This window comes from Rhizobium sp. TRM95796 (assembly GCF_025779995.1).
GTDB lineage: Bacteria > Pseudomonadota > Alphaproteobacteria > Rhizobiales > Rhizobiaceae > Rhizobium_E.
In genome coordinates this window covers 25343-51943 of sequence record NZ_JAOXHE010000010.1, presented here as the reverse complement: position 1 = coordinate 51943, position 26601 = coordinate 25343, and the positions used below count along the sequence as shown (strand labels likewise).

Here is a 26601-nt window from a genome sequence, read left to right as displayed (position 1 = left end):
TTGGCTGGGAGGACTATGCCTCAGCGCCATCGCACGGCTCGAAAAACTTGTCACGTCAACTCCAGATAACTTCCTCGTGAACATGTTTTCAATGAGAGATCAACGCCTTGAGACAGGCGTATGGCGGCAGGGCGACGGTTTCTGAAACCAACCCGGGCCGGAAGCCCTCGCCGAGACTTTCCGTTGTCAGGAGAGAAACTCTGCTGGCGGGGCCGGGAAGCCTGACCGTCCGTTCATACGGGGTCATGTTCGCCGCCAGTACGAAAACGCCCTCCTCGCCTTCCACGGCGAGCCCGAGAATGTCCGAAGGCGCGTCCGAGGTGAGCGCCCAGGCCGGTTGGCCGGAAAGGCGGCCGAGTTCGCCGATGACGTGGCCGATTGGACGGATCGCGCCGGCGGCGCAAGGCTCGCCCTCGCCGGCGATCAAGCCGAATGGCCCTGCAAGTGTGGACAATGTGAGAAGCTCGAGTCCTGCCGGCAGCGTGGCCGCCGCGTAGGCGAGCGCGAAAGCAGCGCCGAACAGGCCGTTATGGCGCGGATCGACATTGGCCATGGGGATGCGCGACAAAGACGGATTGTCCTTGGTCGCCGAACCATAAGGGTTCTGGCGCATGGCGATGGTCGAAGGGCCGATGCGATAGGGCTTGTCGGCGTAGATCGCGCGTGCGGAGGCGACAACATCGGAAAGCGCCTCGAATGTCTGCATCACCGAGAGATCGTCGGCCGCATGCACGATGGGATTGGTGCAATGGCTCACATAATCGACGAGGTCGCCGGGAATGCGCTTGCGGTTGAGTTCGGTGAAATAGGAGAGCATGCCGCCGCCCAGCCGGACGCGCGGGAAGGCCGCCCGCGCCGCCTGATAGAGGTTTTCAAGAGGCGGGCATTCCGGCCATGCCGAGCCCGGCGGCGTCGATTGCCGATCGACCGAGGGGCAGACGAACAGCGTGTCCAGCGGCAGGTCGGCTCGCTCAACGAGGGCGGCGAGTTCGGCCATTTCCTCATCGAGCGGCCGCCGGCAGGGGACGGCGCATTCGAGCGTCATCTTGAGATCAGTCTGCCGCGCCACGCTGGCGTAATGCCGGAGCGCGTCGATGCCGTGTCCGGCGAGAGGGTCGTAATGGGCGATGAGATGGCGCGCGCCGATCTTCGCCAGCAGCGAAAGATGAGACGCTTCGGCTTCCATGCAATCGGGGCGGAGGCCGACGCCGATGTCAGGCAGACGGTAGGACGTCGAAGACAGGGTGAGATCCACAGGCTCATCCGAGTGCGACAACGCCGGCGCGGCGGTCTCCGCGGAGATGACCAGCTCGACGCTCTGGCTGTGCTGCGTGCCGCCTTCGAGCCGGTAGGGCCAGGGGAGCGCCAGGGGCCGGACATAGGTCTTGTAGGAACCGTCGGTCCAGTTGCGCTGGTCCTCCATTTCGAAGATGTCGCCGGAGAAGCGGGCCTCTGCCTTGATGCCTAGTGCAGGCGAATGGGTGATGGCCGAAATCTCCTTGAAAGGTTGCCAGGGCTCTATGGTCTTCGGCCAGACCGCGTCCTCCACCGATCCATCCGCATGCCGCACCGTGACCGGCTGACCGGACAGGCCGACAATGGGGTGCAGCACGGTGAAGCCGGCGCGGGCGGTCTCGAAATCGCCTTCCGCCATGAAATCCGCCGCGAAGCGAATGCGCTCCGCCTCTCCTTCTATGACGATGTCGGCGAAGAGCCTTGCGCCATCGGGAGCGGAATAGCTTGCGCGATAGGTGATGCGGAAATGGGCCTCGTTCTCATGGATCGCAAGGTCGGAAATCTTTCCCGCGCAGGTTCCCCAATCCTTGTCGCGCACCAGGAAAGCGATGGCGCGCAACACTTCGTGGCCACGATAGCGGAGGGTGCGGAGATTGCCGTCCTGCAGGTCGACACTCAGAGGCCCGGCCGTCAGCCGGCGCATCGGCGCCGGCGGCTCATGGGTTCCATAAAGACGGAAATCGAGACTGCTCATGGTTTCCTCATCGTGGATTGCAGCGAGCTCAGCCGAGTAGATCCGCAAGATCGATGGTCATTCCTTTTTCCGCGCTGAGATAGGCGGCCTCGACCAGCGCGAAGGTTTTCAGATTGTCGTCGCCGGAGGTGTCGGGCGCCTGCCCCAAGGCCAGCCGCTCGATCCAGTGCTTCTGGATCAGTGCCACGCTTTCCTGGATATTGTTCCAGGGGCGTGAGGCCCAAGGCAGCAGGTTGGGCGCGACGGTGGAAATTCTGGTTCCCGATCGGCCATGCACGGTGAGGCGATAATCCTTGCCGAGCCGGAGCGTGCCCTCGGTACCATCGATCTCGACGAAGGTTTCCGGAAACGGCTCTTCCGGCAGCTTCGAGGCGTAAGACACATCGACGATGGAGGTGACGCCGTTGTCGTGGTCGAGCAGCATCGTGGCGACATCCTCGCCGGCGATAGCGGGATTGATGCGCCTGGTGCGCGCCGTCATTCGGTTGGCGTCGCCGAACAGATAGCGGGCGATATCGAGCGAATGGATGCCGAGATCTTCAATGATGAAGCGCTTTCCCTTGGCCAGGTAAGGCTGGCCGGAAAACACATCGAAGCCGGAGCGGAAGGAGACGCGACCCCAGAAGGCCTCGCCGATTTCGCCAGACTCCAGCACAGCTTTGACCGCCAGGATTGGCGTCTGCCAGCGGAAATTCTCGTGGATCATTAGGGCAACGCCGGCGTCTTGGGCGGCGCGGACCATGGCCTTGGCGTCATCCAGCGTCGGCGCGAAAGGCTTCTGGCAGATCATCGGGATCTTGTGCCGGGCGGCGAGTTCCACCAGCGCCCGATGGCTGGAGACGGTGGTGGCGATATCGACAAAGTCGAAGCCGCCATCGGCGAACATCGTTTCCGCATCCTGATAGCGCCTGGCGACGCCGAACTGGTCGCCGACGATCTTCAGCCGTTCCGGATCGCGGTCGCAGATCGCGACGATCTCGACATTGCCGGCGTCGCGCCAGCCATGCATCTGGTTGACCGCGAAGAAGCCGCAGCCGATCAACGCGCCCTTGAATGTCGACATCATCGCCCTCCCCTCTTCAGCCGGCCTTGGCCATCTGCATCAGCGTCACGCGCTGCTGCAATTTGCGTTGCGCCTGATCGACCACGACCGCGACGATGATGACGAGACCCTTGATGACCATCTGCCAGAAGGAGGAGACGCCCATCATCACCAGTCCGTCCGACAGAATGCCGATCACGAAGGCGCCGATGATCGTGCCGCCGATCGTGCCGCGTCCGCCCGACATCGAGGTGCCGCCGAGCACCGCCGCTGCAATGGCGTTGAGCTCGAAGGAATTGCCGGTGGCCGGATGCGCGGCCATCAGTTCCGACGAGATCACCAGGCCGACGATCGCGGCGCAGAAGCCGGAAAACATATAGACGAACATTTTCACCCGGTCGACGCGGATGCCCGACATGCGGGCCGCCCGCTCATTGCCGCCGACGGCGAAGATATGCCGGCCGAGCGGCACGAAACGGGCGAAATAGGCCGCAGCCAGCGCCACCGCGATCAGCAGCCACACCGATGTCGGCAGGCCAAGAATATAGCCGGCGCCGAGAAAGCCGAAGCCTTCATTGCCGAGCTCCGGCTTGCCGACCAGATTGGGCAGCGTCTGGCCGTCGGAATAGAGAAGCGCCGCGCCGCGCGCCATATAAAGCGTGCCGAGCGTGGCGATGAAGGGCGCGACATTGAGCTTGGTGATCAACAGCCCGTTGATGACGCCGATGAACACGCCGACCACCAGCACGATCAGCGCCACTTCGAAAATGTTGAAATAGACGGTGTAGCCGATCGGAAGCTGGATGCCGTTGAGGATCAGCCCACCCGCGACCATGCCGCACAGGCCGACGATCGAGCCGACCGAGAGATCGATGCCGCCGGTGACGATGACGAAGGTCATGCCCATGGCGAGAAAGGCGTTGAGCGCCACATGCTTGGACATCAGAATCATATTCGCCGTCGACAGGAAATTCGGGGCGAAGATCGAGAAGAAGGCGATCACGGCAAACAGCGCAATGAAAGTGCGCAGTTTCATAAGCGTCAGGAGCAACGATCCGGAGACTGGGCTCGCGCCCGTTGCGGCATTGGCGGCGGCGGTCATCAGTGAAGCGTCCTTCTTTGTTTATGTCCTTCGGCGGAGGCGGCGATGATCGCCTCCTCGGTGGCGGCGGCGCGATCGAGGATCGTCACCAGTCGGCCGTTGCTCATCACGGCGATGCGGTCCGACAGCGCCATGACCTCTTCGAGATCGGAGGTGGAAAACAGGATGGCGAGCCCCTCGCCCGCCAGCCGGCGCATGGTGCGGAAGACATCGGCCTTCGCGCCGACATCGATGCCCCGCGACGGCTCGTCCATCAAGAGCACCTTCGGCCCGGTCATCAGCGCCTTGCCGATGACGACCTTCTGCTGGTTGCCGCCCGACATCGAGGTGACCTCGAAATCCGGGTTCGGCGCCTTGATGGCGAGATTGCGGATCGAGTCTTTGATCGCCTGCTTTTCCTTTGCGAGATCGATGTGGAACAGTCCCTTCACGAACTGGCCGAGGCTGGCGAGCGTCAGGTTCTCGGCAATCGACAGGCATTGCACGAGGCCTTCGCGCTGGCGGTCTTCGGGGATCAGAGCCAGTCCTTGCTGGATGCGGCGGGTGGTGTCGGGCGCCGTCAGTTCCGCGCCGTCGATGAAGATCCGGCCCGACGCCAGCGGATGGCGGCCCATGACGCATTCGAACAGTTCGCTGCGGCCTGCGCCCATCAAGCCGTAAATGCCGAGGATCTCGCCCTTGCGCACCGAGAGCGACACGTGATCGACGGCATAGCCGCCTTGGGCGCGGGGCAGGCAGATCTCTTCGACGCGCAGCGCCTCGCCGCCGATCTTGTGATCCGTGGCCTTGGCGAAATCCTTGGCGTCCGAGCCGATCATCGAGCGGACGATCCAGCGTGTGTCGATGTCCTTCACCAGCGCTTGGCCGGTAATCTGGCCGTCCTTCAGCACGGTAATGTAATCGCCGATCCGCATCAGCTCTTCGAGCCGGTGCGAGATATAGACGATGGCGACGCCCTGCGCCTTCAGTTCGGCGATGACGCGGAAGAGAATGTCAACTTCGGCGGCTGACAGCGCCGAGGTCGGCTCATCCATGATGAGGATGCGGGTGTCGAGCGAGACGGCGCGGGCGATTTCCACCAGCTGCTGCTGGCCGATCGGCAGGTCTTCGGCAAGCGTCTCGGCGGAAATGCCGGCTTCCAGGCGATTGAGGAAGGCGTTGGCCTTGTCCACCTGCGCCTTGTGGTCGATGCCGCGCAGGCCGCGGGTGATCTCGCGGGTGGCGAAGATGTTTTCGGCCACGGTGAGATTGCCGAACAGGTTGAGTTCCTGAAAGACGATGCCGATGCCATGCTTGACGGCGTCGGCGGGCGAGGAGAGCGAAATGCGTTCGCCGTCCATCCAGATCTCGCCGAGCGTCGGCTGTTCGACGCCGGCGATGATGCGCATCAGCGTCGATTTGCCAGCGCCGTTTTCGCCGACCAGAACATTGACCGCCCCGCGCCGGAGCTTGAGATTGGCCTTCTTGACGGCGAGAATGCCGGAATAGGCTTTGGTCACATCGCGAAGTTCAAGGATGACGTCGTCCTGGGAAGCGTCCATCTCAGCCTCCGATCGTGATCGTCGCCGGCACGAATTGCGGCAACTGACCGGAGGCCGGCTGCGGATAGGCGCCCGAAGCCTTCACGGTCTTGCCGACGAGCGTGTCGCGCGGCAGCTTTTCCAACGTCAGCTTGTTGACATGGATGTTGAAGGATTTGCCGAACTGCGCCCATTCGATCTGGTTGCGGAAGGAATTGAAATCGACGAAATCCAGCGCATCGCGCAGGGCAGTGCCGCGAATGGCCGGCCCGATCGCCACACGCACATCCGCCTTCTGGTCGCCGTCGACATCGACGTCGACATAGCCGGCGCGGGATTTGGTCTCGGCCTTGACGATGACGCCGTCGATCTTGGCGACATAGGTCCAGGGCGCGTTGCCCTGCTTTTCCTTATGGCCATAGGTCTTGTTAGCGGCGTCCGGATCGGAGGCGACAAGGGCCGCCACGTCCTTATAGGGAGCGGATTTCTTGTCGAAATAGGGGATGACCTTGCTGTCCCAGATCTCGGCCACCTGCCGGTCTGGATCGAAGGCGGCCGCGGCCACTTCCTTCTGCTGGTCCGCGGTCTTGACGAATTTGCATCCGGCCAGCGTGAGCCCAGTCAGCACCAGAAGGGCGATGAAGGCGTGATGTCGGGACATGGCGCGCTCCGGTCGTGTACACCAATGATGGGCCGGAGATCGGCCCGGAATGAAGGGAAAAGGCGCGGGGATGCTGAAAAGCGCCCCCGCGCAAAGTCGGCCATTTGGAGGCCTAGGGAAAGACTCGTCCCGACGCTTAGTCCTTCAACGCGAAGGTTTCGAGCTTGTCGGCATTGTCGGCGGTGATCAGCACGCAGTCCATCAGCTGCTTTTCTTCAGCAGGGCCCTTGCCGGTCTTGATGTACTGATCGGCCTGGGTGACGGCGAGCTGGGCCTGCGCATAGGCTGGCTGCATGACGGTGGCCTTGATGCCGCCCGCCTTGATGGAGTCGCGCACATCGTTGGAGCCGTCGAAGCCCACCACGATCACATCCTTGCGGCCGGCGGCCTGGAGTGCGGCGATCGCGCCCATGGCCATGGTGTCGTTGCCGGCGATGACGCCCTGGATGTCCGGATTGGCCTGGAGGATGGTTTCCATCTTGGAATAGCCTTCCGTCTGGCTCCAATTGGCCGATTGCTGGGCGACCATCTTCATCTCCGGATAGTCGTCGATGACGTCGTGATAGCCCTTGGAGCGGATGCCGGCGTTGAGATCGGCTTCGCGGCCGAGAAGTTCGACATAATTGCCCTTTTCGCCCATCAGCTTGACGAATTCTTCCGCGCCGAGCTGCGCGCCCTGATAGTTGTTGGAAACGATCTGCGAGACGGCGATGCCGGTGGCGTTGATTTCGCGGTCGATCAGGAAGGAGGGGACGCCGGCGTCCTTGGCCTTCTTGACGGCGGCGATCGACGCTTCCGAGCCGGCATTGTCGAGAATGATGGCTTTGGCGCCGCGACCGATGGCGGTGTCGATCAGCTGCGACTGCTTGTTGGCGTCATCGTCATGCACGAGCACCAGCGTGTCGTAGCCGAGCTCCTTGGCCTTGGCTTCCGCGCCCACGGCTTCCGCCTTGAAGAACGGATTGTCGTGACTGGGGGTGATGATGGCGATGAGATCGGCGGCGAAAGCCGGCATGGCGGTGGTGGCCGCCATGATGGCGGCGAAGCCGGCGAGCGTCAGTCTACGGGTCAAAGTCATTGTGTTCTCCTCCTCTTGAACAGGTTTTGGCGCGGCGCCTTGGCCGACTATGTCGTTTCAACGACGGTCGCCTCCACGTCCGTCGATCTGTGGCCTCAGGCCTCAGGTAATGCGCTGGATGCTGGCGGCGATTTCTTCGGGCTCGAAGACGCGCAGCCAGTCGTCCTTCATCAGCACCGGCTTGCCGAATTCGATCGCCTTGTTGCAGGCGTCGGAAAACACGCCGGGCGTCTCTTCGAAAATGACCGCGCCGAGCACGTTCATATGGCCGAGCAGGAAGTCGCGGGCCGCTTCCTTGGGCACGCCGCGGCGGACGCATTCGTCCATGGCTTCGCGCATGACCACGAGCAGCGAGGCGCAGACGGTTTCGGAAAGACCCGGCTCCAGCAGCGCCATCTGTTCGACGGTGACGCGATGCGAGCGCATGACCGGCGCCCAGATCGTCTTGGCGATTTCCTCGCCGAGCGCATAGTCGCTTTCCGGACCCTGCATCAGCGCAGACACGATATGCTGCTTGGCGTGCACGCCGCCGAAATGATCCTTCTTGGCGGCCATATCGGTTTCGTCGTTGAAGATCGGCGGATGGCAGGGATGGGTGACGAAATAAGTGAGATCATTGCGCTCCGGCAGATGACCGGCGAAGGGAGCGGCCGCGTCGAGCACCACGACCATCACGCCGGGCTTGAGCTTGTCGGAAATCGAATGGGCGACCTTGCCGATGGCCGTGTCCGGCACGGCCAGGATCACCACGTCGGCGCCGTCGAGCGCGGCGTCGGCGTCTACGGCCGAGACGCCCAATTCACTGGCGAGCCGCGCCTTGCCGGCGTCGCTGACTTCGACGTGACGAACCTCGAAACGCGATCCCTTGAGATTTTTCGCCAGTCGGCAGCCCATTTTGCCGCCTGCTCCGAATAGCGCGATCGCCGTCATTGTGCCGTCTCCGTCTTTGCTGTGTCCATGTGGAGGGGCGGCGCTTCGGGCGCAGAGGGTCGCTGTCCGCCTAGGCTGCGGCGGAGGCCTCCCAGGCTGCCGTTCTCCCGACGGCGCCGCTCCTCACTCTGGAGGAACGGGTAAAGCAACTGGTATGATGAGTCAATGAGGTAATGATTATTTTGTGTGAACACGAAGAAGCCAGCCGGATTGCAGTCGGCATGCCAAGCTTGGCGGGAGAAACGGTCAGTATTTGATCCAGGCGGTCTTGAGGCCGGAGTATTTGTCGAAGGCGTGCAGCGACAGGTCGCGGCCGACGCCGGATTGCTTGAAGCCTCCGAACGGCGTCATCGGAGACAGGGCGTCCACCGTGTTGACGGAGACAGTGCCGACTTTCAGCACATCGATCAGCCGGTGCGCGCGCGACAGGTTCGAGGTCCAGACGGAGGCGGCCAGGCCATAGATCGTGTCATTGGCGAGCGTCACGGCTTCTTCCTCGGTATCGAACACCGTCACCGCCAGCACGGGGCCGAAGATCTCTTCCCGCGACAGCCGATCGTCAGGATCGACGTCCGCAAAGATGGTCGGCTGGATGAAATGGCCTTTGCCGGCGACGGTCACGCGCTCTCCTCCGGCGATCAACTTCGCCGTCGTCTTGCCATGCTCGATATAGGACTGCACCCGATCGCATTGGCGGCCGTCGACGATCGCGCCCATGGTGGAGGTGGGATCGAGCGGATCGCCGGGCACATAACACGCGGCGCGTTCCTTCATCTTCTCAAGGAAGGCGTCGGCGACGCCGCGCTGCACGAGCAGCCGCGAATTGGCCGAGCAGATTTCGCCCTGATTGAAGAAGATGCCGAAGGCCGCCATATCGGCTGCGGCGTCCAGATCCTCGCAATCGTCGAAGATCAGGTTGGGGCTCTTGCCGCCGCATTCCAGCCAGACCTGCTTCATATTGGACTGGGCGGAATAGCCGAGGAAATATTTGCCGACTTCGGTGGAGCCGGTAAAGGCGATGCAATCGACATCTTCATGCAGGCCGAGCGCCTTGCCGGCGGTCTCGCCAAAGCCGGGCACGACGTTGAACACGCCGGCCGGCACGCCAGCTTCAAGCGCAAGTTCGGCGAGGAAGAGTGCGGAGAGCGGCGATTGCTCGGCCGGTTTCAGCACCACCGAATTGCCCATGGCGAGCGCCGGCGCGCATTTCCAGGCGGCCATGTCGAGCGGAAAATTCCAGGGCGTGACAGCGCCAATGACGCCCAGCGCCTCGCGCCTGATCATCGCGACATTGCCGCGACCTGTCGGCGCGATCTCGTCATAGATCTTGTCGATGGCTTCGGCGAACCATTGGAACACGCCGGCCGCGCCCGGCACATCGATGGCGGCGGCATCCGTCACCAACTTGCCCATGTCCATGCTTTCGAGCAGCGCGAATTCGGTGAGATTGTCGCGGATGAGATCGGCAAGCTTCAACAGCACCGCCTTGCGCTCGGCCGGCGTCTTGCCCGACCAGCGACCGTCCTCGAAGGCGATGCGCGCAGCTTTGACCGCGCGGTCGATATCCTCGGCGTCGCAGGCGGCGACGTCGGTGATCACCGCCTCCGTCGCCGGATTGACGCTCGGAAAAGTCTTGCCGGAGAGCGCCGGGACGAAAGCGCCATCGATGAAGGCCTGGTTGCGAAATCGGAGTTTTGCCGCGGCGTCTTTCCAGTCGGCCAAAGTCATGGTCATCGGTTCGGCTCCTTAGCGGTCGTCGCCGGGAACGCCGTAGCTCGGCGAGCCCGAAGGATTGAGGGCGCGGGTGACATAGGCGTTGAGCTGCGGCTTGTAGAGCCGCCAGAGGTCGGCGAGCTGGCCGATCGGATTTTCGTCCGCCCAGTCGACCCTGAGATCGGCAACCGGCCAGCTAACCTGATCGACGATCAGCAGACCGGCGGAATGAACGGGTCCCGCCTCTCCGCCCGCTTCGAGCGCCGCCTGCATGGCGGCGAGCAGCCGGTCGCCGAGATCGCCTTCGGTCGCTTCGAATGCCGCGACCATGCGCTTGGGAATGAAGGGATTGGCTAGCAGATTGCCGGCTGCGGCGCAATCAACGCCCTCAGCCAGGTCGTGAACGCCGAGCGCCTCAGCGCCTGAATACAGGGCAGATCGCCCTTTGGTGTCCAATATGACGATCTGACGCCACTCCGTATGCGGATAACCATCCAGAAGCGCCGTCATCGTCGCATCTGCGTCGAGGCCTGAAGCAAGCAGATCGAGCCCCATTGGCCCGAGCGCGGGGTCGGTGATATTCTGGCTGGCGACGACGCCGGCCCCGGCGCGGGCATGGGCGCAGCGAGCAGCGACCGCAGGAGACGAGGAGGAGATGGCCATGCCAAGCTGGCCGGTGGTCTTGCAGCGCCCGAGGATCGAGAAGGTCATGGCGTCAATCCGGAAAGACGGCGGTGACGTCGACCTCGACCAGCCATTCCGGCCGCGCGAGTGCGGAGATCACAACGCCTGTCGAGACGGGGAACACGCCCTTCAGCCATTTGCCGATGACGCGATAGACGGTCTCGCGATAGCGGGGATCGACCAGATAGATGGTGATCTTGCAGATATGGCCGAGTTCCGAGCCGGCCTCTTCCAAGAGCATCTTGATGTTCTTCATCGCCTGTTCGGTCTGGGCGGCGACATCGCCGATGCCGACATTCTCGCTCGTGTCGAGATTCTGGCCGATCTGGCCGCGCACGAACACCATGGTTCCCCGGGCGACGACGACCTGGCAGAGATCGTTGTCGAGCTTCTGTTCGGGATAGGTGTCCTTGGTGTTGAACATCCGGATGCGCTTGTGGACGGGCATGGTCATTCCATTCTTCTGTTGGCGTTCCCCGGCAGGGCGGAGCTGGCGTCATAGGAGCCGATGTTTCAGGCGGAGGAAAGAAAGCTTTCCGTCGCTGTTGCATCAGGAAAACCGAAGCAAAGCGTTCCATTGGTTAGGTTCGCGGAAAATGCGCAGCGGGTTTGGAGGGCTGCTGCTAATTCGAAATATCCAAATCAGATGTCAGATAAATCATCATTTCCCGAACCAGTCGGCTCCGTTAGCCTTTTCCTCGTCCGGCGACAGGCCGGCTTTTCAGGATTTCGGCAAAGGAGCCCGCCTCATGACGGTGGAAACCATCGACACACTCATCATCGGGGCGGGCCAGGCCGGAATTGCGATGAGCGAGCATTTGTCCAAGACGGGAATTCCCCATCTCGTGCTGGAGCGCAACCGCATCGCCGAGCGCTGGCGCTCAGAGCGCTGGGATTCGCTCGTGGCCAACGGCCCCGCCTGGCATGACCGCTTCCCGACTCGGACCTTCGACGACATCGCCCCGGAGGCTTTCGCCGGCAAGGACAGTATCGTCAGCTATCTCGAAACCCATGCGCGGGAGAATGGCTCGCCGGTGCGTTGCGGCGTCGAGGTGACCTCGCTCAGCCGCAAGCCCGACGGGTCCGGCTTCACGGTCGAGACCAGTCAAGGCGTGTTCGAGGCCCGCAATGTCGTCTCCGCCACCGGCCCGTTTCAGAAGCCCGTGTTTCCCGCCTTCATTCCGGCGTCGAGCGGGGTCATTCAGATCCATTCCTCCGCCTATCGGAATCCGGCACAGCTTCCCGATGGCGGCGTTATCGTCATCGGCGCCGGCTCCTCGGGCGTGCAGATCGCCGATGAACTGGCCCGCGCTGGTCGCAAAGTCTATCTCGCGGTGGGGCCGCATAACCGGCCGCCGCGCAGCTATCGCGGCAAGGATTTCGTCTGGTGGCTCGGCGCTCTCGGTCTCTGGGACGTCAAGGCCCATGATCCGGCGCTCGAACATGTGACGATTGCCGTCAGCGGCGCGCGCGGCGGCCATACGGTGGATTTCCGCGACCTCGCAGCCCATGGCATCACCTTGGTCGGCCGCGCCCAGTCCTATGAAAATGGCGTGCTGCATTTCGCTGATGATCTCGCGAAGAACATCGCCATGGGCGACGCCGATTATCTTTCGGTGCTCGATTCCGCCGACGCTCATATCGCCCGGGAGGGCCTGGATTTCCCGGAAGAGCCCGAAGCCCGGATCATCGGTCCGGAGCCCGATTGCGTCAAAAACCCGGTCCTCGACCTCGATCTTGCCGAAGCCGGCGTCACCTCGATCATCTGGGCGACGGGCTATACGCTCGATTACGGCTGGCTGAAGCTCGACGTGATGGACGAACGGGGACGCCCTTCTCATCATCGCGGCGTCTCCGCCGTTCCCGGCTTCTATTTCCTCGGCCTTCCCTGGCTCTCCCGCCGCGCTTCGCCCTTCATCTGGGGCGTCTGGCATGACGCCAAATATCTGGCGGAGCACATCGCGGCGCGCCAAGACTGATCGGGACTGGCCAAGGTCGCGGCAAGGCGCTAAGGGCGGAAGGTCTATCCATGCGCGAGGCCTTCATGATCGCCTGCCCCTGCGGCTCCGGCCGGTTCGAAATCTCCTGTTGCGACCCCTATCTGGCCGGCAAGCCTGCGCCGACGGCCGAAAGCCTGATGCGGTCGCGCTATACGGCGTTCACGCGCGGCGATCTCGACCATATCGAGCGGACCTGCGCCGGAGAGGCGAGGCTCGCCTTCCATCGCGCCTCTCTCGCTTTGTCTATCGCAAAGACGGAATGGCTGGGCCTGACGATCGAGGACGTCCGCGCCGGCGGCGAGGAGGATGAGAAAGGAACCGTGCGGTTCACCGTGCGCTATCGCGAGGGCGGCCGGCTGTTTTCGCAAACGGAAACCTCTGAATTCCAGAGACTTGCGGATGGCTGGCGCTATATGCGCGGCGATGTCGGCCGGGCGTCGCAGCCCGCGGCCACGGCCTCCGGCCGCAACAATCCCTGTCCTTGCGGCTCAGGCAAGAAATTCAAGAAATGTTGCGGGGCCGGATAGCTCCGGCCCCTGCCGCTTCATGCCGGAATCATCGTCTCGTACTCGTCGCGGAGGCGCGCCCAGACATCCCAGAAGGGTTTCGGATCGGCCTCTTCCAGACGGGCCTTGAGAATATCCAGATGGGCGTGCCAGCCGGCGCCGATCTTGACCATATTGGCGCGGTCGCTGATGCGCTTGTGGATCACCGTCAGCAGAACATCCTCGCCCTTGGGCTCCAGCGTGAAGCTGACTTCGCCGGGACCCCAGGCGAAAGCGAGTTTGCGCGGCGGATCTATTTCCGTCACACGGCTCTGCATGCGATGCTCCTCTCCGAAACCCTCGGGACGCTGGCCCGGAGGGCTGGTCAGCTCGTCATTGCGCCAGACCAGTTCGATGGGCCCATCGATCGTGAGATCCATCGGTCCCGACGCCAGCCACTGGCGGCGGAGGTCGCTGTCGGTAAGATAGGACCAGACGCGCTCGGCGGGGCCGGGCAAGAGGCGTTCGAGTTTCAAGGTCGCTTGTTCGACGACGGCGGCATAGGCGTTCAGTTTGGCATGCTCATTCATCGGGTCTCTCCCTTTGTTGCATTTCCATCGCCGCCGCGGTCTGTCCGCAGCAGATTTTCGAGAATATCGAGACGATCGGTCCAGAAGCGCTGGTAGATCGCCAGCCACTCATGCGCCCGCGCCAAAGGCCCAGGATCGAGCCGGCAGACATGCGTGCGCCCCCTCACCTCCCGGCGGATTAGGCCTGCGCTTTCCAGCACCTTGATGTGCTTGGAAGCTGCGGCGAGCGACATGTCGTGCGGGGCTGCGAGATCGCCGACGCTGCGTTCGCCCGAGGCGAGCGCGGCGAGCATGCCCCGGCGCGTCGCATCCGACAAAGCGTGGAAGATCTGATCCATCTGTTGTGTATTATGTTCAACCATATGGTTGAATATGCGTGATGGGCGCTTAATTGTCAACCGAATGGTTGAATAAATTTGCATGAGGCGACGAGCCGCTTTGCGGCCCGCCTCCTATGCGCTGTAATGAAGGGTCAGGACAGTCGGTCGAGGATCTTCCCGAGCATCTTCCGGCAGGCTTCCATCTGGCTGAGTTCGATGAATTCGTCGGGCTTGTGCCCCTGCTCCATATCGCCGGGACCGCAGACGATCGAGGGCGCTCCGAAGGCCTGTTCGAACAACCCCCCTTCGGTGCCGAAAGAGACCTTGAATTGCTGGCCGCCGGACAGAGACTTCACCGTCTCGGTCGCCTTGCCATGCGGATCGACATTCAGGCCCGGATAGGTGTTGAAGATGTCGAGGCGAATGCCTGTCTCCGGGAACCGCTTCCGACCCTCGGCCGTGATTCGCTCGGCCTTGTCGAACAATCTGGCCATATAGGCCATGGGATCGTCGCCGGCGAGATTGCGGATCTCGAAATCGAGTCGGCAGGCGTCGGGCACGATGTTGAGCGCGGTTCCGCCCTGGATTACGCCTGCATGCAGCGTGGTGTAGGGCACGGTGTAATCGTCATCGCGAGGGCCGGAGTCCTCGATGTCGGCCTGGATGGCGCGGACTTCCGCCAGAAGCTCTGTCGCCATATAGATGGCGTTCAGGCCGGTGGGCGCGAGCGCCGAATGGGCGGAATGCCCGGTGCAATAGGCCTTGACGCCGGTCTTGCCCTTATGGCCGGTCGCGACCTGCATGGCGGTGGGTTCGCCGATCAACACCCATTCCGGATCGATGCCGGCAGTCGCCAATTCATCCAGCATCGGGCGGACGCCGACGCAGCCGATTTCTTCGTCATAGGAAAAGGCGAGATGCAAAGGGCGCGTCAGCCGGCGCTCTGTGGCGGCGACGGCAGCCTCCATGGCGCAGGCGATGAAGCCCTTCATGTCGGTGGTCCCGCGTCCATAGAAGCGGTCGCCCTTGCGGCTCATGCGGAAGGGATCGACCGTCCAGGCCTGGCCATCGACCGGCACGACGTCGGTATGGCCTGAGAGCACGATGCCCCCCGGCCCTTCCGGTCCAATCGTTGCGAACAGCGAGGCGCGGTCGCCATTTTCATGCGGGAAAAGACGCGAGGCAATGCCCGCCGCCGCCAGCGCATCGGCGATATAGCGAATGAGATCGATATTGCCGTCGCGGCTCACCGAGGGAAAGGCGATCAGGCGATCGAGAATGTCATAGGCGCTGGTCATGCGAGGCGATTCCTGTTTTCGCCAAAATAGCCCTCCGGCGGAGCGGCGCGCAAGGACGCATCGCGACGTCAGGGCGCCGCGCGCAGATTGATCGCCTTGCGCATGATCTCTTCGCTGAGCGCCGAAGTCAGCGCCTTGTCGGCTCCACGTCGCTCCACGAGCACGAATTCGACATCTTCGAGTTCGGGAAGACGCCCAGTGGGGATTTCGCGAAGTCCGGTAGGCGCGAGGCTGCGGGGCTGCACGAAGACGCCCATGCCCGCTTTGGCGGCTGCGGTCAGTCCGCTGAGGCTGCCGCAGGTGCAGCTGATCCTCCAGGCGACGCCGGCCTTGTTCAGCGCCTCGAGCGCGATCGATCGGGTGACGCTCGGAGAGGGAAAAGCGATCAGCGGCAAAGGGACTTGCATGAGGGCATGGTCGGGATCGCGCGCCAGCCAGACCAGCGGTTCGCGATGTAGGAGTGCGCCGCGGGTCTCCCCGAGCCGTCGTTTGGCGAGAACAAGGTCGATCTCGCCATTGTCTTGCATCTGGAACAGCGGTCCCGAAAGCGCGACCGTCAGTTCGAGATCCACTGACGGGTGCGATCGGGCGAAGCCTTCGAGGATCAGTGGCAACTGGCTATTCACGAGATCCTCAGACACGCCGAAGCGGATGCGGCCGCGCAGATCGCCGGCGCGGAAGTGGCGTTCGGCGCGGTCGGCGAGGGCCAGCATGTCGCGGGCATAGCCGATCATCGCTTCTCCATCGCTCGACAGACCCACCCGATGCGTGTCGCGGGACAGCAGTTTTCGCCCGACCGTCGTTTCGAGTTTCTGGATATGTTGGCTGACTGTGGATTGGCCGAGACCCAGCCGCTCGGCGGCCATCGTGAAGCTGCCTGTTTCCTCGACGGCGATGAAAGAGCGGAGTTGCGAGAGGTCGAGCATGGTTATCGTATTTCGCAATGAGTGTTATTTCTTGTATTGCGAAATGTGATGAAAGACAATTGACCCGATCACAAGGATTTCGCCATGCGCTGCTATATTCCCAACAGCTTCACGCTGATGCTCATCGCCACCGTTATTCTCGCCTCGTTGCTGCCGGCGAGCGGCGCATTTGCGGATTGGTTCGGGGTCGCCACCGACATCGCCATTGCGCTGTTGTTCTTCCTGCATGGCGCGCGTCTGTCGCGCGAAACGGTGATCAAGGGCATGCTGCATTGGCGGCTGCATCTGGTGATCCTGGCGGTGACCTTCATCGTTTTCCCGCTCCTGGGTTTGGCGCTCGGCCTGCTGCCGGAGAGCCTGCTGCCGCAGCCGCTCTATCTCGGCCTGCTCTATCTCTGTGTGTTGCCGTCCACGGTGCAGTCGTCGATCGCCTTCACCTCCATGGCGGGCGGCAATGTGCCGGCAGCCGTCTGCTCGGCCTCGGCCTCCAACATCATCGGCATGTTCCTGACGCCGCTCCTGGTCTATCTGCTGTTTTCGCTGGGCGATGGCGGCGGCGGCTTTTCGCTGGGCGGTCTAGAAAAGATCATGCTGCAATTGCTGGCTCCCTTCGTGCTCGGCCAGATCCTGCAGCCCTGGGTCGGCGACTGGGTGCGGTCGAAGAAGAACCTTCTTCTGCCCGTCGATCGCGGCTCCATCCTGATGGTCGTTTATCTCGCTTTCAGCCATGCGGTGATCGAAGGCGTCTGGAGCGATTTTTCGCTGCGCGATCTCGCCGTGGTCGCCGTCATCGACGTGCTGCTTCTGGCGATCGTGCTGGCGCTGACCTATTGGGGATCGAAGGCGCTGGGCTTCAACCGCGAGGACGAGATCGTCATCGTCTTCTGCGGCTCCAAGAAGAGCCTGGCGAGCGGCGTGCCGATGGCCAACGCCCTGTTCGCCGGGCCGATGATCGGCTCGATCGTGCTGCCGATCATGCTGTTTCACCAGATCCAGCTGATGGCCTGCGCCGTGATCGCCGAAAAATATGCCGCGGCCGCGCGCCGTCGCGTAGAGTCGAAAGTCGCTATCGCCTGAACTGGATCAGTTTTCGGCGCGAAGCGTGGTCGTATAGGTGAAGCGTTCGGCGGGGAGAACCTGAAAGGCATATTCCAGGAGCCGCCGGCCGGAGCCGTAATAGCGGCGGGTCACCACCAGCGCTAGATCGCCGACCTTGGCGTCGAGCCGGGCGGCGATCTCTTTGTTGAGCGCCATCGGCTTGATATCCTGCTCGATTTCCTGGATTTTCTCGCCGGTATATTGTTCAATGTAGTGAAAGATCGCGCTGCGGGCGATGTCGAGATCCTTCACCGCCGCCGACAGCCGCGCGTCGACATAGATTTCGTTCCAGGAAAATGGTTTGCTGCGATTTGTAGGATAGCGAATTCCGGCCATATGCAGGAATTTGCGGCCGGGGCGGCAGCCGAGCTCGACCGCCAGCCTGCCCTGTGCGGAAATTTCTTCCTTGAACGAGATCACGAATTCGGTTTCGGCGGCGATCTCGAACAGTTCGGAACGGGACTGGGCGATGAACCGGGCCCGCGCCGGATTATACCCCGCTTCGACCCTCGTCCCCACGCCTTTCCGGGCTGAGAGACGACCCTGATTGCGCAGCATGCCGATCGCCTGGCGGATGGTCTGGCGGCTGACGCCGAGCGTTTCCGCCATCTCCTTTTCGGTCGGCAGCAGCGAGCCGACCGGATAGTCGCCATTGTTGATCTTGCCCTCGATGTGGCGGACGACCTGAAGATAAAGCGGCGCGGTGTCGAGTTTCGGCTTCCAGCCTTTCGCCGCGGTCATGTCTTCGTTTTGGGGGTCGCCAAGCGTGGGTGTCGAGATCATGGGACGAATATGCCTTGTGCGCGGCCTTTCAATCCTCTTTTTGCGGAGATTGCAAATGGAATCATCACGACGCGGGCATACGATGTCGCGCTCAGGCGGAGCCCTCGTCGCTGTCCCCGCGTCGGGTTACGACAATGGCGCCGACGATGGTCAAGGCGGCCATCGCAAACCAGGTCAGAGCATATTGGAGATGGTGGTTGGAAAAGGCGACGACCGTCAATCCGGTCACCGGATAGGCGTTCGCCGCGCCCTTGGCGGCAGCCTCGACATCGATGAAAAATGGCGCGGCGGACGACAGGCCGCGCGCGCGCGCGATTGCCGCGACATCGCGGGAGAACCAGCGTCCGGCCGCCGGATCGTTGTCGCGCAGGAAGCCGCCTTTTGGCTCGGTCAACCGCAGAAGCCCGGTCACGCTGATCGCGCCCGACGGCGCGGCGTAGGCGGTCTGGTCTTTCAGATCCTGCGGAATGAAGCCGCGGTTCACGAGGATCACGCGGCCCTCCTCGCTCGTCATCGGCGTCATCACCCAGAAACCGGGCCCGAGTTTCGTCACCGCCTGGGTCAGCGTATCGGCGTCGGCGATATAGGTTCCGGCGATCCGGATGCGGCGATATTCGTCGTCGCCTGTCGCCGTCTCAGGCGGGGCGACGGGGGCGGCATGGATGCGGGCGTCGACGCGTGCGATGAGATCCTGTTTCCATTGCAGCCGTTCGATCTGCCAGACGCCGAGGCCGACAAAGGTCAGGAAGGCGAGGCCCAGCAGGCCGAGAAGCAGAATGCGCTTGGTCATGTCGTCTCTCCAAACAAAAAGCCGCGGCGCAAGAGTGAGCCGCGGCTTCGCTGAGCTTATACGCCCGATGTCGCGGCCCGATTATGGGACGTTACGCATCATGTCCGGCGACATCGGCATCATATTGGTGTTGAGGTGATGCATGACCCAGAGCGACCCGGTCAGTGCGATCACCACCAGCAGAAGGGTGAAGACGAGCGCCATAAAGGTCCAGCCGCCTTCCGACTTCAGGTTCATATGCAGGAAGTAGATCATGTGGACGACGATCTGCACGACGGCGAAGCCCATGATCACCAGTCCGGCGGCGAGCTTGTTGTCGCCGAACACATCGGCCATCACCACATAGAACGGGATCGCGGTGAGGATGACCGACAGCACGAAGCCCGTCATATAGCTCTTGAACGTGCCATGCGAGGCCTCATGCCCATGGCTATAGGCATGGTGGGCTTCCATGGCGTCTTCATGTCCGTGAGAATGCGCGCTCATCCGATGACTCCGATCAGGTAAACGAGAGAGAAGACGCCGATCCAGACGACGTCGAGGAAGTGCCAGAACATCGACAGGCACATCAGGCGACGCTTATTCTCATGGATCAGGCCATGCATCGACACCTGCACCATCAGCGTGATCAGCCAGATGATGCCGAAGGTCACGTGCAGACCATGGGTGCCGACCAGGGTGAAAAAGGCCGACAGGAAGGCGCTGCGCTGCGGGCCTGCGCCCTCATGGATCAGATGGTGGAACTCATAGAGTTCGAGACCGAGGAAGGCCGCGCCGAACAGGCCGGTGATGCCGAGCCAGAGCAGCGTGCCGCTCTTGTCGCCCTTTTCCATCCGGAGCATGGCGAAGCCGTAGGTGATGGAGGAGAACAGCAGCATGGCGGTGTTGATCGCCACCAGCGGCAGGTCGAACAGATCCGCCGGAGAGGGGCCGGCCGCATAGTTGCGGCCGAGCACGGCATAGGTCGCGAACAGGATCGCGAAGATGAGGCAGTCGCTCATCAGGTAGAGCCAGAAGCCCAGATTGGTGCTGTTCTCCGGATGGTGATCTTCCGTGAGGTAGAACTGCGGCTTGTCGGTCGAGGTTTGAGGATGCGCGCTCATGATTACCCCTTGGCGGCCAGAAGCGCGGTGCGCTTGGCTTCGGTGTCGATCACTTCATCGGCGGGGATGTAGTAATCGCGCTTGTAGTTGAAGGTGTGGCCGATCGACACCGCGAGGATGGCGATGAAGGACACGGCCGCGAGCCACCAGATGTACCAGATCAGGGCGAAGGCGAGGACGACGCTCAAACCGCCGAGAATGACGCCCGTGCCGGTGTTCTTCGGCATGTGGATCGGCTTGAAGCCTTCCAGCGGACGGCTGTAGCCGCGGCTCTTCATGTCATACCAGGCGTCGCTGTCATGCACGACCGGCGTGAAGGCGAAGTTGTAGTCCGGCGGCGGCGACGAGGTCGACCATTCGAGCGTGCGGCCGTTCCAGGGATCGCCCGTCACGTCGCGCAGTTCTTCGCGCTTGAAGAAGGACACGACCAACTGGATCACGAAGCAGCCGATGCCGGCGGCGATCAGCACCGCGCCGAAGGCGGCGATCACGAACCAGATCTGCAATGAGGGATCCTCGAACTGGCTGAGGCGGCGGGTGACGCCCATCAGGCCGAGCACATAGAGCGGCATGAAGGCGAAGTAGAAGCCGATGAGCCAGAACCAGAAGGACAGCTTGCCCCAGAACGGATCGAGCTTGAAGCCGAAGGCTTTCGGGAACCAGAAGTTCACGCCGGCGAGCAGGCCGAACACCACGCCGCCGATGATCACATTGTGGAAGTGCGCGATCAGGAACAGCGAGTTGTGCAGCACGAAGTCGGCCGGAGGAACCGCGAGCAGAACGCCGGTCATGCCGCCGATGACGAAGGTCACCATGAAGCCGAGCGTCCAGTACATCGGCACTTCGAAGCGAATGCGGCCGCGATACATGGTGAACAGCCAGTTGAATATCTTCGCGCCCGTCGGGATCGAGATGATCATCGTGGTGATGCCGAAGAACGAATTCACGCTCGCGCCGGCGCCCATGGTGAAGAAGTGATGCAGCCAGACGAGATAGCTGAGGATGGTGATGACGACGGTGGCGTAGACCATCGAGGCGTAGCCGAACAGGCGCTTGCCGGAGAAGGTCGAGACGACTTCCGAGAAGATGCCGAAGGCCGGCAGGATCAGGATGTAGACTTCCGGGTGGCCCCAGATCCAGATGAGGTTTACATACATCATCGGATTGCCGCCGAGGTCGTTGGTGAAGAAGTTCGTGCCAACGTAACGGTCGAGCGACAGCAGAGCGAGGGTCGCCGTCAGGATGGGGAAGGTCGCGACGATCAGGATGTTGGTGCAGAGCGAGGTCCAGGTGAAGACGGGCATCTTCATCATGGTCATGCCCGGCGCGCGCATCTTGACGATGGTGGCGATCAGGTTGATGCCCGACAGAGTCGTGCCGACGCCCGCCACCTGCAGGCCCCAGATATAATAGTCGACGCCAACGCCCGGGCTGTAATCGGCTCCCGACAGCGGCGGATAGGCCAGCCAGCCGGTGCGCGCGAATTCGCCGATGAACAGCGAGATCATGATGATCGCCGCGCCGGCCGCCGTCATCCAGAACGAGAAGTTGTTGAGGAAGGGGAAGGAGACGTCGCGCGCGCCGATCTGCAAGGGCACGACGAGGTTCATCAGACCCGTCACAAAGGGCATGGCCATGAAGAAGATCATGATCACGCCATGGGCGGTGAAGACTTGGTCATAGTGATGCGGCGGCAGGAAGCCTTCATTGCCGTTGAAGGCGATGGCCTGCTGGCCGCGCATCATCAGCGCGTCGGCGAATCCGCGCAGCAGCATGACCAGCGCCAGGATCACGTACATGATGCCGATCTTCTTGTGGTCGACGGATGTCAGCCAGTCGCGCCACAGCACGCCCCAGACCTTGAAATAGGTCAGGAGGGCGAACAGCGCGACGCCGCCCACGGCGACGCCGGCGAAGGTCATGACGAGGATCGGCTCGTGATACGGGATCGCGTCCAGCGTCAGCCGGCCGAAGATGAGTTTCAGGAATTCAGGATCGGAAAACATGGATGTCTCGTCCGTTCATCGAATGGGGCGCTGAGACGCCGTGTCAAGGATTGATCTGCGCGGGCGCAGGATCGTTGCTTTGCGGCTGGGCCCCGTCTGGCGCGCCTTGGGAGGGAGCGGCTTCGGCGGGCGCCGGCTCGGGTGCGCCGGTTGCCGTTCCCTCGGGCGCTTCCTCGGACTTGGCCGGATTGCCGGTGGCGGGAAAGGTCGGGTTCAGGCCGTTGAGCGCTTCGGCGTCCTTGTGGGGTCCTTGCGTATAGTGGAACTTCTCATAGAAATCGGTGTAGCGATTGTCGTAGCGCAGCTGGTCGCGGGAGACTTCGGGCTCCTTGCCGCCGCCGCCCATGCGATCGATATGCATGACTTCGTCGACGCAGACCGAGCCGGGCGCGGTGCAGAGATTGACGATGCGGTGGAAGAGATCCGGCTGGAAACCGGCGTAATAGGTCGGCGGCACCTTTTCGCTCGGCTTTTCGAGTTTGAAATAGGCGTCCATGTTCAGCATGGTTCCGCGCGACTTGACGGTCGCGACCCACTGGTCGAAGCCGTCATGGCCGAGCGCATGGAACTTGAAGCGCATATGCGAGAAGCCCGAGCCGGAGTAATTGGCGGAGAAGCCTTCGAAAACGCCTTCCTTGTTGATGACGGCGTGCAGTTTGGTCTGCATTCCTGGCATCGCATAGATCTGGCCGGCGAGCGCCGGGATGTAGAAGGAGTTCATGACCGAGGTGCCGGTGATCGTGAAGGTGATCGGCCGGTCGATCGGGGCCGCCATTTCATTGACGGTTGCGACGCCCTGTTCCGGATAGAAGAACAGCCATTTCCAGTCCAGCGCGACGACCTGCACTTCGAGGGGCTTGACGTCGGCCGGCACCGGCCGGCTGGCGTCGATGCGGTCGAGGGGGCGGTAGGGGTCGAGCTTGTGGGTCGAGATCCAGGTGATGGCGCCGAGCGCGATGATGATCATCAGCGGCGCGGCCCAGATCACCACTTCCAGCCGCATCGAGTGATGCCAATCGGGGGCGTAGACGGCCTTTTCATTGCTTCGGCGATAATGCCAGGCGAAATAGAGCGTCAGGATGATCACCGGAATGATGATCAGAAGCATCAACCCGGTCGACACCAGGATCAGATCCCGCTGCTGCATGGCGATATCGCCCGAAGGAGACATGACGACCATGTCGCATCCTGCCAAAGCGAGAAGCATTGTCAGACCAAGGAGATGACAGGAAAACTTCAGCAGTTTTTGCACGTCTCTCGAACCTCTTTGATTTATGTCAAGCCGCGCCTAAACCACACGAGACGTTAACAAAATGCGGTGTCTTGTCGCATTGCGGAAGAAATATCGCGCTGCGGCAAACTGCAATATTCTAACATTGCGCGAGATGGCCCATCGGGGGGCGCCGAAGCTGTATTTTTGAAACCCGGATGACAATCGTCAAACGATGAGGGAAAAGCGCCGCCATTCCCGTGAGATAGATGGCGCTGGAACGGCGCATCTTTTCACCCGCTAATGCAATCGCAAGTGAACTTTTTGAACTTTTGGGCCTTGATATCGCTGTGAACTTGATCATGATCATCTCGGGACGCTTTGTCACAGGAGCGTAGGAGGAGAGAAAAATGAACACAGCAACCCATTATGACGGTCCCTCGTCATCGGCGCTCGAACGCGACGCCCGGCACATCCATGACGACAAGCCGGTGTCGCCCGGGAGTATCGCACTGGGCGTGATTCTCGGGCGCATGTCCGAATTCTTCGATTTCTTCGTCTATGGTCTAGCATCGGTGCTGGTCTTCCCGCAGGTGTTCTTTCCCTTCGCGCCCGACCGGCTCACGGGCACGCTCTATTCTTTCGCGATCTTCTCGCTCGCCTTCATCGCCCGTCCCGTCGGCTCGGTGATCTTCCAGGCGATCGACCGTCGCTATGGACGGGGCACCAAATTGACGATCGCACTCTTCATCCTCGGCGGCTCGACGGCATCCATCGCCTTCCTTCCCGGCTATGAATCGATCGGCGTCGCGTCGATCTATCTGCTTGCGCTGTTCCGGCTGGGTCAGGGCTTCGCGCTCGGCGGCGCTTGGGACGGTCTGGCCTCGCTGCTCGCGCTCAATGCGCCGGAGAACAAGCGCGGCTGGTACGCGATGGTGCCGCAGCTCGGCGCCCCGATCGGGTTTGCGCTGGCGAGCGCGCTGTTCGGCTTTTTCGTCGCCAATCTCGCCTCGGCGGATTTCCTGAGCTGGGGCTGGCGCTACCCGTTCTTCGTGGCTTTCGCCATCAACGTTGTGGCGCTGTTCGCACGTCTCCGGATCGTCATGACGCAGGAATTCGGCGATCTGCTCGAAGAGAACGAATTGAGCGCGGCGCCCATCAAGGACGTGCTGCGTCTGCATGGCCGCGACATCCTGATCGGCGCCTTCGTCCCGCTGGCGAGCTTCGCGATGTTCCATCTCGTGACGATCTTCCCGCTCAGCTGGATGAATCTCTATGGCGAACAGTCGATTTCCGATTTTCTCTGGGTGCAGGTGATCGGCGCCGCCGTCGGCGTGCTCACCGTCATCGCCTCCGGCCTGTTGGCCGACCAGATCGGCCGCCGCAGCCAGCTCGGCATCGCCGCCGTGATCATCGCCGCCTTTTCGTTCCTCGGCCCCAAGCTGCTCGGCAGCGGTTCAGCCGGCCATGACGCCTTCGTCATCATCGGCTTCGGCGTGCTCGGCCTGTCGTTCGGACAGTCGACGGGGTCGGTGTCGTCGCGCTTCTCGCGCGGTTACCGCTATACCGGCGCAGCCTTCACCTCCGACCTCGCCTGGCTGGTCGGGGCAGGTTTCGCACCGCTCGTGGCCCTCAGCCTCGCAGCCAATTATGGATTGGAATTCGTGGGCTACTATCTGCTGTCGGGCGCCCTCTGCACGTTGATCGCGCTCTATTTCAACAAACTGATCGAGCCGGCCGATCGGCAGCGCAAGGCGCGGTGACCACAGACGAATGCGCCGGCCGCCCTCGGGCGGCCGGTTTCGTTCAGGCCACCAGCGCCATCAGTCCGTAAGAGGCGATGACGATGGCGCTGATATTGCGGCGAAGCATGAAATACCACTCCGGCTGGGCTGAGGCCTTCCGGATCCGCCAGTCCAGACCGAGCAGCAGCGCGAAGGCTCCGGCTTGCAGGGCCAGGCCGAACCCGAGCGGCCCCGGCACGATGAGCGCAGCCCAGGCGACGAGCGCTGCGACATTGCTGAGCGCCAGCAGCTTTCGCGTCTCCACATCCGTCATTTGCGCCTGCGACCAGATCGTCCCGCCCATGAAGCCGGCTATGACTGCGCCATAGGCGATGAAGGCGTTGACAGCCCAATCCTTCTCGAAACCCGCCGCCGCCATGACAGCGAGCCCGACAAAGGGAATCCCGCCGCTATAGGTGAGCGCCTGCGTCAGCCGCTTCTCGCCATACATGGTCATGTTTCTCCCAAGTGTTTTGCGATCGCCTGCGACAGGCTGCTTGCGCTCTGGAAGGCGCATTCGACGCGACCGCCGAGGCACCAGTCGCCCGCGGCGGCCAATCCGAGCCCGGCATCGATTAGAAACGGCGCGCCGAGCGGCGTCTCGACATTGGCGAAGCGCCAGCGATGCAGATCTCGATGCGGGGCGTTTGAAAAATCCTCTCCCGTGAGTTCCACCACTGCGGCGAGGAGTTCTTTCTCGATCCAATCGCGGTCGTTTTCCATATGCGTGTCGGCCCAGTCATTGCGGCTATGGACGACGAGGCAGGGCGGACCGTCGCGGCCGGGCTTGGAACTGTTGAGCGCGATCCAGCCGACAACGGGATGATGGGCGCGGATCGCCTCGGCGTTCAGCTCGGGCGCGCGATCGAGGCCGATCATCAGCGTGAAGCATCCGCTCATGCGGACCTGAGCGAGTCGGGCGCCGGCGGAAAATTCCGATGGCATCAACCGGGCGGTCTGCGGTGCGGGCGCGGTCGAGATCACCCAGTCGAAGACGCCGAGCGCGGCGCCAGCCTTGTCGACCAGCAGCCAGCGCCGATCGTCTGGTTGTATCGCCGAGATCTCCGTCTCGAACGTGATGTTCAAATCCCGGCCGAGCCTGCGGGCCATTCCGTTCATGCCGGGCGTCCCGACATAGCGCGCTTCGGACGAAACGGGCGCGCCCGGCCGGCGATCGTCGATCGTGACGGGCCACATCGCAGTCGCGCCCAGGCGCGTCATCTCGTCGGTCAACGACAGGAAGGCGGGATCGCGCGCGGTGAAATATTGCGCGCCGTGATCGAAGCGATGGTCGCCGCGGCGCCGTTCGGCCATACGGCCGCCGAGGCCCCTGCTCTTCTCGAATAGCGTGACGTCTGCGACGCTCCGAAGCCGGCTGGCCAGAGTGAGACCAGCAAGGCCCGCGCCTATCACGGCGATCTTTATATCCATTAATTTCATTCTCCGCCGCGCGGCCGCAGTTTGTCGTTTCTACGTGGCGGACGGAGC

Annotated in this window: 27 protein-coding genes; 4 read left to right on the top strand and 23 right to left on the bottom strand. The window is 62.5% G+C overall.

Going from position 1 to position 26601, the window contains the following annotated elements; all coding sequences use genetic code 11:
* Positions 1-88: 88 nt before the first annotated feature.
* The 10 genes from OCK01_RS20080 to OCK01_RS20035 form a co-directional block, all read right to left on the bottom strand.
* On the bottom strand, positions 89-1990 hold the full coding sequence (locus tag OCK01_RS20080; protein ID WP_263825484.1) for a hypothetical protein: 1902 nt from the start codon (positions 1988-1990) through the stop codon (positions 89-91).
* 28 nt (positions 1991-2018) lie between these two features.
* On the bottom strand, positions 2019-3053 hold the full coding sequence (locus OCK01_RS20075; RefSeq protein WP_263825483.1) for a Gfo/Idh/MocA family protein: 1035 nt from the start codon (positions 3051-3053) through the stop codon (positions 2019-2021).
* A 16-nt stretch (positions 3054-3069) separates the two neighbouring features.
* A complete protein-coding gene (locus OCK01_RS20070; RefSeq protein WP_137155065.1) occupies positions 3070-4134 on the bottom strand; it encodes an ABC transporter permease in 1065 nt (354 codons plus the stop codon).
* The gene (locus OCK01_RS20065; protein ID WP_263825482.1) at positions 4134-5675 is read right to left on the bottom strand and encodes a sugar ABC transporter ATP-binding protein; all 1542 of its coding nucleotides are present in this window, start codon (positions 5673-5675) and stop codon (positions 4134-4136) included. The genes OCK01_RS20070 and OCK01_RS20065 overlap by 1 nt, the downstream gene beginning before the upstream one ends.
* A gap of 1 nt (position 5676) precedes the next feature.
* Positions 5677-6315, bottom strand: coding sequence for a DUF2291 family protein (locus tag OCK01_RS20060; protein ID WP_263825481.1), 639 nt, complete (start codon positions 6313-6315; stop codon positions 5677-5679).
* A gap of 136 nt (positions 6316-6451) precedes the next feature.
* Positions 6452-7393: a D-ribose ABC transporter substrate-binding protein gene (locus tag OCK01_RS20055; RefSeq protein ID WP_263825480.1), complete on the bottom strand. Its 942-nt coding sequence runs from the start codon at positions 7391-7393 to the stop codon at positions 6452-6454.
* 102 nt (positions 7394-7495) lie between these two features.
* A complete protein-coding gene (locus tag OCK01_RS20050; protein ID WP_263825479.1) occupies positions 7496-8323 on the bottom strand; it encodes a phosphogluconate dehydrogenase C-terminal domain-containing protein in 828 nt (275 codons plus the stop codon).
* Positions 8324-8569: 246 nt separating this feature from the next.
* On the bottom strand, positions 8570-10051 hold the full coding sequence (locus OCK01_RS20045) for an aldehyde dehydrogenase (protein WP_263825625.1): 1482 nt from the start codon (positions 10049-10051) through the stop codon (positions 8570-8572).
* An 18-nt stretch (positions 10052-10069) separates the two neighbouring features.
* Entirely contained in the window at positions 10070-10747 is a 678-nt protein-coding gene (locus tag OCK01_RS20040) for a DUF1028 domain-containing protein (protein WP_263825478.1), read from the bottom strand.
* 4 nt (positions 10748-10751) lie between these two features.
* Positions 10752-11168 carry a RidA family protein gene (locus tag OCK01_RS20035; RefSeq protein WP_263825624.1) on the bottom strand — a complete coding sequence of 139 codons (417 nt, stop codon included), beginning with the start codon at positions 11166-11168 and terminating at the stop codon, positions 10752-10754.
* Positions 11169-11469: 301 nt separating this feature from the next.
* On the opposite strand from OCK01_RS20035, the gene OCK01_RS20030 reads away from it, so the two are divergent.
* Both OCK01_RS20030 and OCK01_RS20025 read left to right on the top strand, forming a co-directional pair.
* Positions 11470-12699: a flavin-containing monooxygenase gene (locus OCK01_RS20030; RefSeq protein WP_263825477.1), complete on the top strand. Its 1230-nt coding sequence runs from the start codon at positions 11470-11472 to the stop codon at positions 12697-12699.
* A gap of 50 nt (positions 12700-12749) precedes the next feature.
* A complete protein-coding gene (locus OCK01_RS20025) occupies positions 12750-13247 on the top strand; it encodes a YchJ family protein (protein WP_263825476.1) in 498 nt (165 codons plus the stop codon).
* A 17-nt stretch (positions 13248-13264) separates the two neighbouring features.
* Here the strand turns inward: OCK01_RS20025 and OCK01_RS20020 are convergent, their stop codons facing one another.
* The 4 genes from OCK01_RS20020 to OCK01_RS20005 all read right to left on the bottom strand — a co-directional run bounded on the left by OCK01_RS20020 (position 13265) and on the right by OCK01_RS20005 (position 16339).
* The gene (locus OCK01_RS20020; protein WP_263825475.1) at positions 13265-13795 is read right to left on the bottom strand and encodes an SRPBCC family protein; all 531 of its coding nucleotides are present in this window, start codon (positions 13793-13795) and stop codon (positions 13265-13267) included.
* Positions 13792-14157, bottom strand: coding sequence for an ArsR/SmtB family transcription factor (locus tag OCK01_RS20015; protein WP_182829888.1), 366 nt, complete (start codon positions 14155-14157; stop codon positions 13792-13794). The genes OCK01_RS20020 and OCK01_RS20015 overlap by 4 nt, the downstream gene beginning before the upstream one ends.
* A 110-nt stretch (positions 14158-14267) precedes the next feature.
* Positions 14268-15413: an acetylornithine deacetylase gene (gene argE, locus OCK01_RS20010; RefSeq protein WP_263825474.1), complete on the bottom strand. Its 1146-nt coding sequence runs from the start codon at positions 15411-15413 to the stop codon at positions 14268-14270.
* Between the two features lie 68 nt (positions 15414-15481).
* On the bottom strand, positions 15482-16339 hold the full coding sequence (locus OCK01_RS20005) for a LysR substrate-binding domain-containing protein (protein ID WP_263825623.1): 858 nt from the start codon (positions 16337-16339) through the stop codon (positions 15482-15484).
* A gap of 84 nt (positions 16340-16423) precedes the next feature.
* Between OCK01_RS20005 and OCK01_RS20000 the strand changes: the two genes are divergently transcribed.
* A complete protein-coding gene (locus OCK01_RS20000) occupies positions 16424-17416 on the top strand; it encodes a bile acid:sodium symporter family protein (protein WP_263825473.1) in 993 nt (330 codons plus the stop codon).
* A gap of 6 nt (positions 17417-17422) precedes the next feature.
* Here the strand turns inward: OCK01_RS20000 and OCK01_RS19995 are convergent, their stop codons facing one another.
* From OCK01_RS19995 to OCK01_RS19965, 7 genes are all read right to left on the bottom strand, one after another.
* Positions 17423-18220, bottom strand: coding sequence for a GntR family transcriptional regulator (locus OCK01_RS19995; protein WP_263825472.1), 798 nt, complete (start codon positions 18218-18220; stop codon positions 17423-17425).
* Positions 18221-18311: 91 nt separating this feature from the next.
* On the bottom strand, positions 18312-19010 hold the full coding sequence (locus OCK01_RS19990; protein WP_263825471.1) for an SURF1 family protein: 699 nt from the start codon (positions 19008-19010) through the stop codon (positions 18312-18314).
* 81 nt (positions 19011-19091) lie between these two features.
* Positions 19092-19496: a cytochrome o ubiquinol oxidase subunit IV gene (gene cyoD, locus OCK01_RS19985; protein ID WP_263825470.1), complete on the bottom strand. Its 405-nt coding sequence runs from the start codon at positions 19494-19496 to the stop codon at positions 19092-19094.
* Positions 19493-20113: a cytochrome o ubiquinol oxidase subunit III gene (gene cyoC, locus OCK01_RS19980; protein WP_182829894.1), complete on the bottom strand. Its 621-nt coding sequence runs from the start codon at positions 20111-20113 to the stop codon at positions 19493-19495. The genes cyoD and cyoC overlap by 4 nt, the downstream gene beginning before the upstream one ends.
* Positions 20114-20115: 2 nt before the next feature.
* Entirely contained in the window at positions 20116-22119 is a 2004-nt protein-coding gene (gene cyoB, locus OCK01_RS19975) for a cytochrome o ubiquinol oxidase subunit I (RefSeq protein ID WP_263825469.1), read from the bottom strand.
* Positions 22120-22162: 43 nt separating this feature from the next.
* A complete protein-coding gene (cyoA, locus tag OCK01_RS19970; RefSeq protein ID WP_263825468.1) occupies positions 22163-23371 on the bottom strand; it encodes a ubiquinol oxidase subunit II in 1209 nt (402 codons plus the stop codon).
* 118 nt (positions 23372-23489) lie between these two features.
* On the bottom strand, positions 23490-23693 hold the full coding sequence (locus OCK01_RS19965) for a hypothetical protein (protein ID WP_263825467.1): 204 nt from the start codon (positions 23691-23693) through the stop codon (positions 23490-23492).
* Positions 23694-23739: 46 nt separating this feature from the next.
* Here OCK01_RS19965 and OCK01_RS19960 point away from each other — a divergent pair, with 46 nt between their 5' ends.
* A complete protein-coding gene (locus OCK01_RS19960) occupies positions 23740-25092 on the top strand; it encodes an MFS transporter (protein WP_182829898.1) in 1353 nt (450 codons plus the stop codon).
* Positions 25093-25135: 43 nt separating this feature from the next.
* Here the strand turns inward: OCK01_RS19960 and OCK01_RS19955 are convergent, their stop codons facing one another.
* A complete protein-coding gene (locus OCK01_RS19955; protein ID WP_182829899.1) occupies positions 25136-25570 on the bottom strand; it encodes a DUF3429 domain-containing protein in 435 nt (144 codons plus the stop codon).
* The gene (locus OCK01_RS19950) at positions 25567-26544 is read right to left on the bottom strand and encodes an NAD(P)/FAD-dependent oxidoreductase (RefSeq protein ID WP_263825466.1); all 978 of its coding nucleotides are present in this window, start codon (positions 26542-26544) and stop codon (positions 25567-25569) included. Before OCK01_RS19950 ends, OCK01_RS19955 begins: the two co-directional genes overlap by 4 nt.
* Positions 26545-26601 lie beyond the last annotated feature (57 nt).

Coding starts and splice junctions, on each gene's coding strand:
- OCK01_RS20080 (WP_263825484.1), bottom strand. CDS start 1,990: ATGAGCAGTCTCGATTTCCGTCTTTATGGAACCCATGAGCCGCCGGCG.
- OCK01_RS20075 (WP_263825483.1), bottom strand. CDS start 3,053: ATGTCGACATTCAAGGGCGCGTTGATCGGCTGCGGCTTCTTCGCGGTC.
- OCK01_RS20070 (WP_137155065.1), bottom strand. CDS start 4,134: ATGACCGCCGCCGCCAATGCCGCAACGGGCGCGAGCCCAGTCTCCGGA.
- OCK01_RS20065 (WP_263825482.1), bottom strand. CDS start 5,675: ATGGACGCTTCCCAGGACGACGTCATCCTTGAACTTCGCGATGTGACC.
- OCK01_RS20060 (WP_263825481.1), bottom strand. CDS start 6,315: ATGTCCCGACATCACGCCTTCATCGCCCTTCTGGTGCTGACTGGGCTC.
- OCK01_RS20055 (WP_263825480.1), bottom strand. CDS start 7,393: ATGACTTTGACCCGTAGACTGACGCTCGCCGGCTTCGCCGCCATCATG.
- OCK01_RS20050 (WP_263825479.1), bottom strand. CDS start 8,323: ATGACGGCGATCGCGCTATTCGGAGCAGGCGGCAAAATGGGCTGCCGA.
- OCK01_RS20045 (WP_263825625.1), bottom strand. CDS start 10,051: ATGACTTTGGCCGACTGGAAAGACGCCGCGGCAAAACTCCGATTTCGC.
- OCK01_RS20040 (WP_263825478.1), bottom strand. CDS start 10,747: ATGACCTTCTCGATCCTCGGGCGCTGCAAGACCACCGGCCAGCTTGGC.
- OCK01_RS20035 (WP_263825624.1), bottom strand. CDS start 11,168: ATGCCCGTCCACAAGCGCATCCGGATGTTCAACACCAAGGACACCTAT.
- OCK01_RS20030 (WP_263825477.1), top strand. CDS start 11,470: ATGACGGTGGAAACCATCGACACACTCATCATCGGGGCGGGCCAGGCC.
- OCK01_RS20025 (WP_263825476.1), top strand. CDS start 12,750: ATGCGCGAGGCCTTCATGATCGCCTGCCCCTGCGGCTCCGGCCGGTTC.
- OCK01_RS20020 (WP_263825475.1), bottom strand. CDS start 13,795: ATGAATGAGCATGCCAAACTGAACGCCTATGCCGCCGTCGTCGAACAA.
- OCK01_RS20015 (WP_182829888.1), bottom strand. CDS start 14,157: ATGGTTGAACATAATACACAACAGATGGATCAGATCTTCCACGCTTTG.
- argE (WP_263825474.1), bottom strand. CDS start 15,413: ATGACCAGCGCCTATGACATTCTCGATCGCCTGATCGCCTTTCCCTCG.
- OCK01_RS20005 (WP_263825623.1), bottom strand. CDS start 16,339: ATGCTCGACCTCTCGCAACTCCGCTCTTTCATCGCCGTCGAGGAAACA.
- OCK01_RS20000 (WP_263825473.1), top strand. CDS start 16,424: ATGCGCTGCTATATTCCCAACAGCTTCACGCTGATGCTCATCGCCACC.
- OCK01_RS19995 (WP_263825472.1), bottom strand. CDS start 18,220: ATGATCTCGACACCCACGCTTGGCGACCCCCAAAACGAAGACATGACC.
- OCK01_RS19990 (WP_263825471.1), bottom strand. CDS start 19,010: ATGACCAAGCGCATTCTGCTTCTCGGCCTGCTGGGCCTCGCCTTCCTG.
- cyoD (WP_263825470.1), bottom strand. CDS start 19,496: ATGAGCGCGCATTCTCACGGACATGAAGACGCCATGGAAGCCCACCAT.
- cyoC (WP_182829894.1), bottom strand. CDS start 20,113: ATGAGCGCGCATCCTCAAACCTCGACCGACAAGCCGCAGTTCTACCTC.
- cyoB (WP_263825469.1), bottom strand. CDS start 22,119: ATGTTTTCCGATCCTGAATTCCTGAAACTCATCTTCGGCCGGCTGACG.
- OCK01_RS19965 (WP_263825467.1), bottom strand. CDS start 23,693: ATGATCAAGTTCACAGCGATATCAAGGCCCAAAAGTTCAAAAAGTTCA.
- OCK01_RS19960 (WP_182829898.1), top strand. CDS start 23,740: ATGAACACAGCAACCCATTATGACGGTCCCTCGTCATCGGCGCTCGAA.
- OCK01_RS19955 (WP_182829899.1), bottom strand. CDS start 25,570: ATGACCATGTATGGCGAGAAGCGGCTGACGCAGGCGCTCACCTATAGC.
- OCK01_RS19950 (WP_263825466.1), bottom strand. CDS start 26,544: ATGGATATAAAGATCGCCGTGATAGGCGCGGGCCTTGCTGGTCTCACT.